14 protein-coding genes are annotated in these 14,132 nt (G+C 58.8%); 11 read left to right on the forward strand and 3 right to left on the reverse strand.

The window, feature by feature from the left end; all coding sequences use genetic code 11:
* Positions 1–300: 300 nt before the first annotated feature.
* Positions 301–1,275: a citrulline utilization hydrolase CtlX gene (gene ctlX, locus PMI31_RS16005; RefSeq protein ID WP_008019170.1), complete on the forward strand. Its 975-nt coding sequence runs from the start codon at positions 301–303 to the stop codon at positions 1,273–1,275.
* On the opposite strand, the gene PMI31_RS16010 is transcribed toward ctlX, so the two are convergent.
* Positions 1,220–2,038 carry a helix-turn-helix transcriptional regulator gene (locus PMI31_RS16010; RefSeq protein ID WP_008019171.1) on the reverse strand — a complete coding sequence of 273 codons (819 nt, stop codon included), beginning with the start codon at positions 2,036–2,038 and terminating at the stop codon, positions 1,220–1,222. The two genes, ctlX and PMI31_RS16010, sit on opposite strands and share 56 nt — an antisense overlap.
* A 96-nt stretch (positions 2,039–2,134) precedes the next feature.
* Between PMI31_RS16010 and PMI31_RS16015 the strand changes: the two genes are divergently transcribed.
* Positions 2,135–3,091, forward strand: a complete 957-nt coding sequence (locus tag PMI31_RS16015; protein ID WP_008019173.1) for a threonine dehydratase — start codon at positions 2,135–2,137, stop codon at positions 3,089–3,091.
* Positions 3,092–3,151: 60 nt separating this feature from the next.
* On the forward strand, positions 3,152–3,847 hold the full coding sequence (locus PMI31_RS16020; RefSeq protein ID WP_338010033.1) for a tRNA (adenine(22)-N(1))-methyltransferase: 696 nt from the start codon (positions 3,152–3,154) through the stop codon (positions 3,845–3,847).
* 28 nt (positions 3,848–3,875) lie between these two features.
* Here PMI31_RS16020 and PMI31_RS16025 read toward each other — a convergent pair whose 3' ends face one another.
* A complete protein-coding gene (locus tag PMI31_RS16025; RefSeq protein WP_008019176.1) occupies positions 3,876–4,874 on the reverse strand; it encodes a GlxA family transcriptional regulator in 999 nt (332 codons plus the stop codon).
* Positions 4,875–5,056: 182 nt separating this feature from the next.
* Between PMI31_RS16025 and PMI31_RS16030 the strand changes: the two genes are divergently transcribed.
* The 7 genes from PMI31_RS16030 to PMI31_RS16060 all read left to right on the forward strand — a co-directional run bounded on the left by PMI31_RS16030 (position 5,057) and on the right by PMI31_RS16060 (position 12,359).
* Positions 5,057–5,848, forward strand: a complete 792-nt coding sequence (locus tag PMI31_RS16030; protein WP_008019178.1) for a cysteine hydrolase — start codon at positions 5,057–5,059, stop codon at positions 5,846–5,848.
* Between the two features lie 235 nt (positions 5,849–6,083).
* Entirely contained in the window at positions 6,084–6,920 is an 837-nt protein-coding gene (locus PMI31_RS16035) for an alpha/beta fold hydrolase (protein ID WP_043302423.1), read from the forward strand.
* A gap of 663 nt (positions 6,921–7,583) precedes the next feature.
* Positions 7,584–8,201 carry a hypothetical protein gene (locus PMI31_RS16040; protein ID WP_043302417.1) on the forward strand — a complete coding sequence of 206 codons (618 nt, stop codon included), beginning with the start codon at positions 7,584–7,586 and terminating at the stop codon, positions 8,199–8,201.
* A 621-nt stretch (positions 8,202–8,822) separates the two neighbouring features.
* Entirely contained in the window at positions 8,823–9,263 is a 441-nt protein-coding gene (locus tag PMI31_RS16045) for an Ohr family peroxiredoxin (protein WP_008019184.1), read from the forward strand.
* Positions 9,264–9,342: 79 nt separating this feature from the next.
* A complete protein-coding gene (locus PMI31_RS16050) occupies positions 9,343–9,795 on the forward strand; it encodes an Ohr family peroxiredoxin (protein ID WP_008019185.1) in 453 nt (150 codons plus the stop codon).
* 127 nt (positions 9,796–9,922) lie between these two features.
* Positions 9,923–10,381, forward strand: a complete 459-nt coding sequence (locus PMI31_RS16055) for a MarR family winged helix-turn-helix transcriptional regulator (protein WP_008019187.1) — start codon at positions 9,923–9,925, stop codon at positions 10,379–10,381.
* Between the two features lie 346 nt (positions 10,382–10,727).
* Positions 10,728–12,359 (forward strand): multiheme c-type cytochrome, encoded by a 1,632-nt coding sequence (locus tag PMI31_RS16060; protein WP_008019188.1) that lies wholly within the window; start codon positions 10,728–10,730, stop codon positions 12,357–12,359.
* 62 nt (positions 12,360–12,421) lie between these two features.
* Here the strand turns inward: PMI31_RS16060 and PMI31_RS16065 are convergent, their stop codons facing one another.
* Positions 12,422–13,006 (reverse strand): isochorismatase family protein, encoded by a 585-nt coding sequence (locus PMI31_RS16065; protein ID WP_008019190.1) that lies wholly within the window; start codon positions 13,004–13,006, stop codon positions 12,422–12,424.
* Between the two features lie 185 nt (positions 13,007–13,191).
* Here PMI31_RS16065 and PMI31_RS16070 point away from each other — a divergent pair, with 185 nt between their 5' ends.
* Entirely contained in the window at positions 13,192–14,082 is an 891-nt protein-coding gene (locus tag PMI31_RS16070) for a LysR family transcriptional regulator (protein ID WP_008019191.1), read from the forward strand.
* Positions 14,083–14,132 lie beyond the last annotated feature (50 nt).

Genomic DNA, 14,132 nt, shown 5'->3' on the forward strand with positions numbered 1-14,132 from the left:
ACCGGAGCGAGGGAATGCCGAGCCTTGGCGAGGCACCGAACGAAAGGGGCAAGAGCCCTTGGTTACTTGGGGCTTTTCCAAGTGACCCGCCGTCAGGGCGGAACCGTTAGCGGCCATTACCGCAGCAACGGATATGTACACCTGAAAGGACTACCAGGCCAAATTCGCAGCCTCACCGAATCGGCTGGACAACCCGGAATCTTCAGCCGTTTTCATCACCGCAAAAGCCGTTATCAACCGGGTTTTTCCCGCGTCGAAACAGACAATGAGCCTCTCTCGACCCTCATTGAGTCTGTGCCCATGCAAACCACCAATACGGTATTAATGATTCGCCCGACACGTTTCTCCTTCAATCAGGACACGGCGGCGAACAACCGTTTCCAGCGTCCGGCAGCCATAGCCGAAGACGTACAACTCAAGGCCCTTGCCGAGTTCGATGGCTATGTCGCCGCGTTGCGTCGGCACGGCGTCGAGGTCCTGGTACATAACGATCGCGAAGCACCGCATACCCCGGATTCGATCTTCCCCAACAACTGGTGGAGCACCCATCCGGACGGCACCTTGGTGCTGTACCCGATGCAGGGCCACAACCGGCGCCTGGAGCGGGACAAAGGTGTACTCGACGGGTTGCTGGACGCATACCGGGTCGAGCAGGTGCTGGACCTGTCCAGCCTCGAAGAGCAGGAGATTTTCCTCGAGGGCACCGGGAGCATGGTGCTGGATCGGCAGCAGCGGATTTGCTACGCCGGGTATTCCACACGTACCCACGCCCAGGCCCTGGATCAGTTGGTCAGCCATTTGGGCTACGAGTTGTGTGCGTTCAACGCGGTGGACCGCCAGGGCGTGGCGATTTATCACACCAATGTGATGATGAGTGTCGGCACCCGCCTGGCGGTGGCGTGCCTGGCGTCCGTACCTCAACCCGGCGAACGTGCGGCGCTGCGGGAACGGCTCGAATCCAGTGGCAAACAGGTCGTCGCCCTGAACTGGGCACAGCTGGAGTCCTTTGCCGGCAACATGCTGGAAGTACACAACGCAGCGGGCGAGCCGCTGCTGGTGATGTCGCGCACCGCCTGGCAATCGCTGGACGCCGATCAGCGCCGCTTGATCGAAACGCACACCACGCCGTTGCCGGTGAACATCGACACCATCGAGCGCATCGGCGGCGGCAGCGCACGCTGCATGCTGGCCGAGGTGTTCCTGCCCAAACGTTCCCCGGCTAGGAGCCGCTGCGATGACTCAGATGCGCCGGACTCACACCAAGGCGTTGCCTGAACGTGGTCGCCATGTGCGCCTGGGAACTGAAACCGCAGGCGTAGGCGATTTCCGTCAGCGTGGCCGTTGAGTCGAGCATCAGGGCTCGGGCCTTGGCCAGGCGTCGGTCGATCAGGTAAGCGTGCGGGCTTTGGCCTGTGGCGTTTTTGAATGCCCGCATGAAATAGCCTTCGGACAATCCAAGCAGGCCCGCCATTGCCGGTACGCTCAACGGACCATCGAGGCCGGCATCAATGAACTCATCGAGCAAGCGCATCCGCTGGCCGGTTATCGAGCCATGGGGCGCTGTCGACATGGCTTCGCTACCTGTCGCCCGCTCAGACAAGGCGAGTGCCCAGGCCTCCCAATCGTCGTCCACGGAGGCCTGCAACAGCGCGGCGCGCATTCGCCGGGCGAGGACAGTGGCTTGCTGATCGATGCGATTGTTAAAGGCACGATCCCCGACCAACGCAATGCCGTCGGTGCGTATCACCCGCAGATATTCACCGCCCTTGGCTGATTCGGACAATACGTCACACCCCGCGGGGATGAACGCCAGGCCGTTGGGCATGGCATCGAAGGGTTGTACCCGGTCGCTGCCGATCGCGTGCAGGCCTCGCTGGCTGTCGAAGGCAAAGCCGATTCCCGCCTGGGTCGCTACATATCGGGTGGCGTAGGCGCGCCCGGGGAGCAATTCGATCGCCCAGGGCCCGGCCTCGATGCGGCGGATCGGTTCGGACAAGAGCGGTGGCGCCAGGCGGTTTCGATGAGTCATGAACAGCATAGTAGTGAAGGTGAGGGGTAAAAGTCAGGTCAGTTTTCTGAAAGCCGCAAGATGGCGGCCGTGTTCAGACTGGGCAAAATCTCAGGGGGATAACTCATGCACAAACTGACTCGCGACGATATCGAACAGGCGGCTCGCAACGTTTACCAGGTAATGCCTGCCACCGCCCAGTACCCTTGGCCCTTGCTGGCCCAGCGGTTGGGTTGCACGGTGTGGGTCAAGCACGAAAATCACACGCCTACCGGTGCTTTCAAAGTGCGCGGCGGCATCACTTTCATGCACTGGCTCAAACGCGAGTACCCAGAGGTGAAAGGGATTGTCAGCGCTACCCGTGGCAACCATGGTCAGAGCCTGGCGCTGGCGGCGGGCGCATTGGGCTTGCAGGCGTTGATCGTGGTGCCGGAAGGTAACTCGGTAGAAAAGAACAACGCCATGCGCGGCTTTGGCGCTGAAGTGGTCGAGTATGGCCGCGATTTCGATGAAGCCCGTGAAGAGGCTGCACGCCTTGCGCACGCGCATGACCTGTTCCTGGTTCCGCCGTTTCACCCTGAGTTGGTCAAAGGCGTCGCCACTTATGCGCTGGAGTTGTTCAACGCGGCGCCAGACCTGGATACCGTATATGTACCGATTGGCTGTGGATCGGGGATCAGTGGGGTGATCGCCGCCCGCGATGCGCTGGGTCTGAAGACCCGGGTGGTGGGCGTGGTTTCCACAGAGGCGGCGGCCGCACAGTTATCGTTCGATAGCGGAGTCCTGTGCGAAACCGCCTCGGCAACCACCTTTGCCGACGGGCTGGCCGTACGCAAGCCAGTGCCAGAAGCTTTTGCCGTGTACGCGGCAGGTGCGGCGCGGATTGTAGCGGTCAGTGATGCGCAGATTGCCGAGGCCATGCGTGTGTACTACACCGATACCCACAACCTGGCCGAAGGGGCCGGTGCGGCGGCATTGGCAGCACTCATTGCAGAGCGTGAAGACATGGCGGGGAGAAGGGTGGGGGTGATTCTATCCGGAGGAAACGTCGACAGATCGGTGTATGCGCGAGTGATTGCGTGACAGAATCACGCCCCGATCCGGCCAGAGGCGCCGGACGCTGGTGGTGAAAAGGGGCCGCAGTTGAACGAACAGACATTGTCCATGCGCCTGGAACGCGTGGCGGCACATGTGCCAGCCGGCGCGCGCCTGGCCGATATCGGCTCGGATCACGGCTACCTGCCCGTGGCGTTGATGCGCCGTGGCGCTATCACCTCGGCGGTGGCCGGCGAGGTGGCGTTGACGCCGTTCCGTTCGGCCGAACGCACCGTGCGCGAGAACGACCTGGACTTGCAGATCACCGTGCGCCTGGCCAACGGCCTGGCGGCTATCGAGCCGGGAGACGGGATTACGGCGATCAGCATCTGCGGTATGGGCGGCGAAACGATCCGCGACATCCTCGACAGCGGCAAGATGTATCTGAGCGGTCGGGAGCGCCTGATCCTGCAACCCAACGGCGGCGAGCAGCCACTGCGCCAATGGCTGATGGACAATGGCTATCGCATCCTCTGCGAAGAAGTGCTGCGGGAAAATCGTTTCGACTACGAAATCATCGTCGCCGAGCGCGCCGGGCCGGTGATGTATACCGCCGAGGAGCTGTATTTCGGCCCGTTGCAGATGCAGGCCCGCAGCCCGGCGTTCCTGGGCAAGTGGCAGCGCAAGCTGCGCCAGAAGCAGAAGACCCTGGCCCACTTTGCCCGGGCGCGGCAGGCCGTGCCCGAGGACAAGGTGCAGGACATCGCGCGCCAGGCCCGGTGGATCACCCGGTTGCTGGCTTGAGCCCGTCCCGGAAGGAATGCGTCTGCGCTTACGCGGGCGATGGATCCCCCTTGTTCCCGGCCCCGGCCCCGGCATTGCCTTTGGCCTGGCGGGTGCTGCGACGCAGTTCCTGTGGCGTGCGCCCGACGACTCGCACGAAGCTGCGCAGCATGTGATCGGCATCGCCGAATCCGAAGCACCTGGCGATTTCCTCGAACGTCTGGTGCCCGTCCTCGACCAGTGGCCGTGCCGACTCGATACGCAGGCGCTCGATAGCTTTCGCCGGCGTCACCCCGACCGATGCCGCGAACACACGGCCAAATTGGCGCACGCTCATATGGGCAACCTCTGCCAGGCGTTCAACCGACAGATCATCACGCAGATGATCGCGCACGTAGCTCAGCACGGTGCGGATGCGGTCCGAGCCCGGGTCGAAATCCTGCAGTGAAGAGAACTGATACTGACCACCCGGTCGCCGATAGTAGACCACCAGCATGCGCGCGACAGCGCGTGACACTTCCTTGCCCAGGTCCTGCTCGATCATCGCCAGGGCCATGTCGATGCCGGCCGACATGCCAGCGGACGTCCAGACATTGCCGTCTTCGGTCCAGATTCGATCTCCGTCGACGCGCAGCGCCGGATAGCGTGCCTGCAATTGCGGCGCGTAGTTCCAGTGAGTGGTCGCGACACGACCGTCGAGCAGGCCGCTCTCGGCCAGCAGGAAGGCACCCGTGCAGACGCTGGCCGTGCGGCGCGCGCGGGGGGACATCTGCCGTATCGCCGCTGCCATCGGCGGCATCCTGTCATCGATCGGGGCGGTGGGGGCGCCGACGATGATGAGCGTGTCGAGCTGGTCGACAACCTGCAGGGCTTGCGTCGCGACTTGCAGTCCGCACGACGCGCTGATCAATCCGCCTTCAAGCGAGGCGACCGTGAATCGATAGCCCGAAGGGCGTGCACGACTGGCATTGGCGAAGGCTTCGAGCGGGCCGCTCAGATCGAGCAGCACGAAGCCCGAGTAGACCAGGAAACATATGTGACGCTGCATGCACGGAACATCCACAGTCTGATGAGGGCATAGTACGCGCTTGCTCTCGGGAAGGTCACGGGCCGATCCGCCTCATGCAAAGTGAGTGAGCAGGTCGGCCGAAATCCAGGGATATATGTCCATTTCATAGCGCCTTCTCGCCGTACCGTAACTGCACCTCCCCCACATTGCGGACGTGCAACATGACCTTCAATCGAATTCATCCCGGCAAACTCATCTCCTGCGCCACCTTGCTGGGGGCTATCCTGATGGCGCCCGGCATCGGTTTCGCCGCCGAGAACCCCTATGCCGATCCGGCCAAACCCGCGCTCCCGGCCTCCACCTTTCAATGGGATTCGAGTAGAACCGCGCTGGTCGTGATCGACCCGCAGATCGACTTCATGAGCCCGGAGGGTGCGGGCTGGTCAGTCTTCGGCCAGAGCGTTACCGAGCAGAACCTGGTACCGAATCTGACCCGGCTTTTCACGGCGTTCAAACAGGCCGGAGCGACCGTCGCCATCTCGCCGCACTACTACTATCCCCAGGATCATCAGTGGGAGTTTGAAGCGCCAGCGGAAACCGTTCAGCACAAGCTGGGTATGTTCGACCGCAAGGGCGCCCTGACGCTGGATGGATTCCGCAATTCGGGTGCCGACTTCATGAAGGAATTCAAACCTTTCATCGAAGACGGCAAGACCCTCGTCGCCTCACCGCACAAGTTGTATGGCCCGCAAAGCAACGACCTGATGCTGCAGTTGCGCAAGCAGCGGATCGACAAAATCGTCCTGGCCGGCATGGCCTCCAACCTGTGCGTCGAATCGCACCTTCGCGAGTTTCTGGAGCGCGGTTTCGAGGTGGTTGTCGTACGTGACGCCGTCGCCGGCCCGAAGCTGCCTGACGGCGACGGATACGGTAGCGCACTGGTCAACTTCCGCTACATCGCCAACGGTGTGATGACCACCGATGAAGTGGTGAAAAAACTGCAAGGGCACTGACCGTGGGCATGACCCATTTCATCAGCAGACAAGGGAGCCCTTGCGGCTCCCGAATCAATCGACTGGCACGGAGTCAGCCATGAGCGATAGCGAAAACCTTGGGCTCGATAGCCCGGACCGGCGGGACTTTCTGCTGCTGGGTCTGAGTGCCACGGCCTTCGTGGCCTTGTCCTCGGCACCTTGTCTGGCACTCACGTCCGTCAACTCTCCCGACACCAACAGCGGAAACATGACCATGAGCAAAGTGACGACCCAAGATGGCGTTGAAATCTTCTACAAGGACTGGGGCCCGAAAAACGCCCAGCCGATCGTGTTCCACCATGGGTGGCCGCTCAGCAGTGATGATTGGGATAGCCAGGCGCTGTTCTTCATTGGCCAGGGCTATCGCGTCATCGCCCATGATCGACGCGGCCACGGCCGCTCTTCTCAGGTTAGCGATGGCCACGACATGGACCACTACGCGGCAGACGTCGCCGCTTTGGCACAGCAACTGAACCTGCGTAACGCTGTGCATGTCGGCCACTCGACCGGTGGCGGGGAGGCGGCACGCTATGTCGCCAGGCATGGTCAGTTGCATAAGCGCGTGGCCAAACTGATTCTGATTGGTGCGGTACCGCCGGTCATGGTCAAGAGCTCGGCAAACCCGGGCGGACTTCCGATCGAGGTGTTCGACGACATGCGCAGGCAACTGGCAGCCAACCGGTCTCAGTTCTACCTGGATGTTGCCAGTGGCCCGTTCTACGGCTTCAACCGTCCGGCTGCCGCTGTTTCGCCGGGCATGATCCAGAACTGGTGGCGCCAAGGCATGGCCGGCGCGGCAAATGCTCACTATGAGTGCATCAAGGCCTTCTCTGAAACCGACTTCACGGATGACCTAAAGGCGATCACCGTACCCACTCTGGTCATGCACGGTGACGACGACCAGATCGTTCCCATTGCCGACTCCGCGCTGCTGTCGAGCAAGCTGCTGAAAAACGCAACCCTGAAGGTGTACGAGAAATACCCGCACGGGATGTGCTCGACGCATGCCGATGTGGTCAATCAGGATCTGCTGAAGTTCATTCGCGGCTGACCGGATTGAGCCATGGCTCTGCTGCTCGCGGGGCCATGGCAGGGTTCATGGACCGGCCGCGTCACTCTCCTTCCCCGAGTGCATGAGCGTCACTGCGTGCAACTCAAACTTGCCGGTGACTGGGCGGCAATGTTTACCGTCGGTCGGGTCAGGCGATGTAAATGTGACTCGATGGCTATTTTTTTCAGGAATAATTTATGAAACGATTCAGCTGCATAGTTACGCGGGTTTCAGCGAAGAAAACAGGTCCCCCCGGGCGCTGGATTCAGTACCGTTTGTCGAGCGTTTTGCTCGAAAAATGAACGATCGGGAAATGCAACGCTCCTATGCTCCAGCAGGCGGAACCTTCGAGATTTCGCGTTGCACTCCCTAGAAAAAGAATGGACGTATACCTCATCTGCATCGAATGGAATGCACGTGGGGATTTTTTTTACCTGAGACCTGGAGTGATAGTATGCCGTCATCACTGACTCGCTGGGCGAGTCGCTCTCTCTTGTAATACCCAAACTATTTTAGTTGCTTTAATCAATGTGAACTTGATTGTGCAGGCGTGATTAATTAATTCGCGTGCCTGGGGCATGGTCAATTCGCACTGCCGCAATAAGTGGAGATGTAATCGTGGATATACATACAATTATCGGCCTGTTCGGGCAGAAAGAATCCATGGAGTTTTTGCGTTTAGGAGTTGTTTACGTTCACCTGTTGGCTTGCTGCGTAGCCATTGGTCTGGTGTTTGCCAGCGATGCCGCAATGGTCAAGGATTTATTGAAAGGTCGAGTGTCGTCGGGGCACGATAATGATCATATGGCCAGTCTTCAGAAGTCTGTTTCCAATGCGCTGATATTCTTGTGGGTGACCGGCGCTGCAATTATAGGCATTGATTATCTTGATAAAGGAATGACCTATTTCGCCAATCCGAAACTTCAAGCCAAAGTCATTATTGTGTTGCTGCTGACATTCAACGGCATGTTGTTGCACCGCTATGTATTGCCGGCAATGATGAAGGCCGGGTCGTTGCTTGATCTGCAGATCAATGTGCGAATGTTTGCCCTGTTCTCCGGTGCACTGTCGGGCGTGTCCTGGTTGTATGCCGCGATGCTCGGTGTCGGTCGACCGCTGGCCTGGAAGTATTCGCTCACCGAGCTGCTGATGGCCTATCCGGTGTTGATCGTGCTCGGCTTTGCGATGATGGTGGCGTTGACTCAGTGGGCCCGTAAACGCAACGAGGCCGCGTCCACTCAGGAGCCTGTGTGGCTGTTCGCGGGAATTCCTGCGCGGTGAGCTGACGCAAACCCAGGCAAAGACGGGTGAAACCCTTTGCACCTTTCAAACATCAGACCCCCTCCTGGCGAGGGGGTTTTTTGTGCGTGCAGGAATTGGGATGTCAAAGAAAACCGGCTCGATTGGCCGGTTTTTTATGTCTGTCAGCGTGCTCTGGCCGAGTTCAGTTCCCGTGCCGCCGAACGAAAGCTGCCCATGTCGACCACTGCACAGAACGCCCGAAGCTGATTTGACTCCATGCCCCCCGCAGGCCCGGACAGTAGAAGCCAATCAACCATTCGACGAGGGGGAGGGTAGCAAGGTCGGTCTCGAGCCTACCGCTCATCGCCAAGCCATAAAATAAGCTTTGACATCATTGGGGCTTTGGTTGAGTATTAAACCATCGCACACGATCAAATCGGATGCGAACACAAGCAACGACAACCCTTGCCGTTTGGAGATTCAGCCATGAACACCGGAAGCAGCCGCAAAATGATCAGCTCTACCGCTCAAGCTTCCCATGGCCACAACGGCAACAACTGGATCATTGCACACGCCAATTGATGGATGTGGTCTTATTAAAAGCCACAAATATCGCATACGATAATATCGCACTAAACTTTAAATCCTGAGGGAATCACCATGAGCAGAATCGAAAAAGTACTGGCTACCGGCAAAACCCACACCACTCACAGCAGTGTCGGTGGTCACATCGGCAACCTCGATATCGAGCTGTCGTCGCCCGGTTCCGCCCAGCCGGCCCACGTCTTTACCGCCGTCCAGCCACACCCGAAAGCCGAGCAACTGTTTGCCGGTGCCTGGTCGGCCTGCTACACCGCGGCAGTGGGGCTGGTGGCCCAGGAGCGCAATATCGTGTTGCCGGCGGACATGGCCGTCGACATTGAAGTAGACCTGGGCCAGACTGGTCCTGCGTATTTCCTTCAGGCCCGACTGACACTGCGCGTGCCAGGGCTGGCACAGGATGTCGCGACCGAACTGGCGCACATCGCCGATTCCATCTGCCCTTACTCCAAAGCCACACGCGGCAACATCGACGTTGCCCTGAACGTTATTACGGCGTAAAGCCTGGAAGCCTATACAAATATCGCATGCGATTAAAGCGTATACGAATACAACTGACTGTAATTCTGAGGAAATCATCATGAGCAAGATCGAAAAAGTACTGGCCAGCGGCAAAACCCACACCACCCACAACGCCGCAGGCAACACGTCGCGTGGCCATAACGGCAACCTCGACATCGTGCTGTCGTCCCCTGGCAGCGACACACCGGCACATGTGCTCACCGGCGTTCAGCCACACCCGAAAGCGGAGCAACTGTTCGCCGGAGCCTGGTCGGCCTGCTACATCGCAGCGGTAGGGCTGGCCGCCCAGCAGGCGAAAGTGACACTGCCGGCCGACACGGCCGTCGACATTGAAGTCGATCTGGGTCAGACCGGCGCGGCGTACTTCCTCCAGGCCCGACTGACGTTGCGTGTACCGGGGCTGGATCATGGGGTGGCGACTGAGTTGGCCCACAACGCCGATGCCATCTGCCCGTACTCCAAGGCCACACGCGGCAACATTGATGTCGACATCAATGTCCTGACGGCATGACCCACTCGAAGGCCGGCTCACCGGGGATTTTCCCGGTGAGCCGGCCTTCGGTGTTTATGCGCATTTCCGATATCATCGCGTACGATGTATAGTCTCGGTCTCGCAAGCTTGACCCAAGAGAGCCCCCATGAAAAACACCGGCAAGATATCCGCCCTGGATCTCAAACTCTCCGACTTCCTGTGTTTTGCGGTCTATTCCACCAACCTGGCGTTCGGCAAGGCCTACAAGCCGATGCTTGAACGGCTCGGTCTGACCTATACGCAATACATCACCCTGGTTGCGCTGTGGGAGGAAGATAACCAGACCGTTGGCAGCCTCGGCGAAAAGCTGTTTCTCGAATCCAACACCCTCACACCGATTCTGAAGAAGCTGGAAGCGATGGGTTATCTGCTACGCCAGCGCGACCCGGAAGATGAACGCCAGGTGCGGATCAATCTCACAAAAGAGGGACGAAAACTGCGTGAAGACCTCTCCGAAGACGGCTTCCCGCAAACCGGCCTTGATCCCGACGACTTCGTGCAAATGCAGAAGGCAATTGTGAAGTTGCGGGGCAATCTCATTCGGTCGACGAAAGACAGAGAGTAAGCCGTATCGAGTAAAGTGAGTGGTCCCCCCGATTTCGGAGTGAACGCCCCCCACTAATGGGTGGTATTGCTTAGCAGTATTCGCGTCTTCATTCGCACCATATTTCAATATCCGGCCAATGTTTGCGGGGCATTCAGGTCATCGCCCATCTATTGCTGCAAGGGTGGCAGGGTAATTGCTGAATGAGTTTGTCCCATTCATGAAAGGTGCAAAGTCGGGAAGCTGTGGAGCTGTCAGTACTCCATTGATTGATCGCATGTAACCATCGGTTTGCATCACGAAATACCCCTGGCTACTCAATAGAAGTACTGCAGTCATCCTCTGCGCCCGTCCAGGGGAAATGCTAATGAGCCACTCCAGACATACGTGTGCGCAGGTAGCGCTGCACGGGTTATCGGCATTGATCATTCTATGGATGATGTGCACCAGCTCTTACATGACCTTATTCAATGTCCCGGCAGGCCTCAAGCTGGCCATTGTCGACTTGAATATTTCCCTGGCGACATTGTTCATTGCGTTTCTCCTGTTGATCAGACCTTTCGTTCGCCATCTTTTGTGTTTTCTGGTTTGCCTGCTGACGGTAACGCTGGTGGCGGCCGACGAACCTCAGGGCAATGACAATCAAAGTAATGATAAGTGGCTGGAGCCGGCACGCTCCAGGCTCATGCATGTGATTGGCGGGATGCCGTTCTTTCCGCATCGGGCCAATACCACCGGCAATCTGGTCTTGAATGTGAAGGACTTCGACAATGCCCAGGTCTGTGGCGCTTGCCATACGGAGATCTACAGGCAGTGGCGCTCGTCGATGATGTCCCAGGCCTGGGATGAACCCATCTATCGGGCCTTGCTCAAGCGTGCGAGTTCGGCCACCGAGGGCAAGGTCGATAATTTCTGCACCGGCTGCCATACCCCGATCGGTCTCACGACCGGGCAGATCAATTCAGAAGTCAACCGTTCCTCGATTGAAGACAGCGCGAAGAATCATCCGATGCCCGGGGTCGATTGCGAGACCTGCCACAACATCAGTGCCCGCACGGGCCTCGATAACGGCGCCTATGTTCTGAGCCCCCGGGCACACGGTAAACCGACCAAGTTCGGCCCACGTAAAGATGCCGTTTCGCCTTATCACGACACCGTGTATTCCGCTTTGCACACGCGCTCGGACTTTTGCGGAACCTGCCACAACGTCACCCACCCCTTCAGCAGTGTGGCGGTCGAGCGCACCTATGACGAATGGCAGGAGAGCGCCTACAGCCTTAATGGTGTTACCTGCCAGAGCTGCCACATGCCGGGTTTTGCGGGCAAGGCCGCGATCATGGGGCCAGACCGCGAGGAGGTCGCCTCGCATTGGTTCAGCGGAGCCAACGCGATGATGCTCAAACATCTCGGTCAGGAAGAGGGCGCGCAACGCGCGCGCGACATGCTGGCCCGCGCCGGGGAAGTAACCTTCCAGCAATTGCCGGCAGCCATCATTCCCGGGCAATACACCTCGGTAGCGGTCAAAGTTACCAATGTCGGCGCCGGGCACAAGCTGCCGACCGGATTTCCGGAGGGAAGGGAGATCTGGATCGATTTTCGGGTGCTGGATGCCACTGGTCGCGAACTCTATCGACTGGGGGCAATCAAGGACGGCAAGACCGAACACGAAACGCGAAATTTCAAAGTGCACATAGGCGACAAGGACGGCAATCCGTTGGACGTCGAGGTGTGGAATGCCACGCAAATTCTCTCGGACAACCGCATTCTACCCAAGGGCTACGATATCGGGGAGTTCTCCTTCCTGGTGCCGGCCGACGCCGTCGGGCCGCTGACCCTGACTGCCGAACTGAACTACTGGCCGTTTTCGCAGAAGCTGGCCGACTACCTGCTCGGCAAGGACAAGTTAAAGGTGGAAATCACCCAGATGGCCAAAGTCACGCAGAGCGTCCCCCTGTCGACCAGCCTGTCAACCGCCGGGTCGGATACGGCGCACTTTTAACTGCCCCGTCAAAGACCAGCTGAACCTCGTATCGAGGTTCAGCCCGTTGCCCTGCAAACGTTTTAACCTTGAAGCGCTTCCATCAGCACTTGTACCAACTGCCCACCTTGCGGAGTCGCCCAGCTTCCAGCCAGTTCGGCAATCAGTTGGTTGGTGCTGGTCAATGTCACACCGCCCTTGTCCATCCGGCGCAGGGCGATGTCATCGGCCATGACGCTGGGTGAACCGCCGCCATCGGCAACGACCTGAACTTCGAAGCCATCACGTACCAGGCTGAGTGCCGGGTAAACGGTGCAGACGTCATTGGTGACACCGGCAATGATCAGTTTTTTGCGGCCGGTTGCCTTGACGGCCGTGGCGAAGTTTTCATCGTCCATGGCATTCACGATACCCAGCCGTTTGACTCGCGAAGCGAACTCGGCAGGCAGGATTTGCTCCAGTTCACTGAGCAGTGGGCCTTGTGCATACTCTTCCATGCTTGAGGTCAGCACGACCGGCATCTTCAGGATGCTGGCGGCTTTGGCGAGCATCAGGGCGTTGCGTTTCAACTCTTCGAATGGAATGGATTTGACCCAGCCCATTGTCCCCACCTGGTGATCGATCAACAGCAGGGCGGCATTGTCGGCACTGAATTTTTCGTAGCTCATGATGACTCTCCTGATCGCAGGCTGGGGGTGTTTTGTCCGGCTAACGGAATTGCAGGGTTCCGAACGCACCGCGCCGGTTGGTCATGGCGGTGCTCCTCAGACGTGATGTGGTTATCATTGATCAATCCGGATTCGGGATAAATCCACTAAAAACGAAATGACTAATCCACTGATGGGATAATGCTTTGGAATATCTCAACGATATGGCGTTGTTTGTCGAGGTGGTGAAGGCGCGCAGTTTCAGTCGTGCGGCAGAAACGCTGGGGATCCCCAACTCGACCCTTTCCCGGCGTATCAGCGAACTGGAGAAGGGTATCGGTCTGCGCCTGTTGCACCGCACGACACGCAAGATCGAACCGACCGAGGCGGGCCAGCTGTACTTTGAACGCTGCAAACGGATCGTCGATGAAGCCCGTCTGGCTCATGAGCAGTTAGGGGAAATGCTGGCCCGGCCCAGTGGGCTGCTCCGGGCTTCGCTGCCAGTGGACTTTGCCACCGTCTACCTGGCGCCATTGATCGCGGATTTTGCCCGACTCTATCCCGGGATCCGCTTCGAGTTCGATCTAAGCCCGCGCCAGGTGGATCTGATCAGTGATCCGGTGGATGTGGTGATTCGTATGGGAGAACCGGCAAACTCGAATCTGATTGCCCGCAAACTCGCCAGTTTGCGGCGCGGCCTCTATGCCTCGCCCAGGTATCTGGAAATGTTCGGTGCCCCTGAGCAGCCTTTGGACTTGAGACGTCACGAGTGTTTGCGATTGCGCGGTTCAGCTGCAGACCGCTGGACGTTGTCCGGCAATGCAGGCCGCGTGGAAGTCGATGTGGGTGGACGATTCGAACTCAACAGCGTCGGCATGCTCAGACGCCTGGCATCGCTGGACTTGGGAATCGTATTACTGCCCGAGGGCATCGCTGAGCAAGACCTGATCAACGGAAAACTGTGCAAGGTATTGCCTGAATGGCACGCAACCCCCGTTTCAGTTTTTGCGCTGACCGAGACGCGTCTGTTGCCGGCGAAAACACAGCGGTTTATCGAGTTTCTTCGCGATAGGTTCGAGGCTATGGGCTTGTCATGAAAGCCAGGGTTTTCGGGCTTGTCAGGACTTCCAGGGAGGGGAGCTTTTTC

It is taken from the genome of Pseudomonas sp. GM55 (assembly GCF_000282395.1).
Lineage (GTDB): Bacteria > Pseudomonadota > Gammaproteobacteria > Pseudomonadales > Pseudomonadaceae > Aquipseudomonas > Aquipseudomonas fluorescens_CC.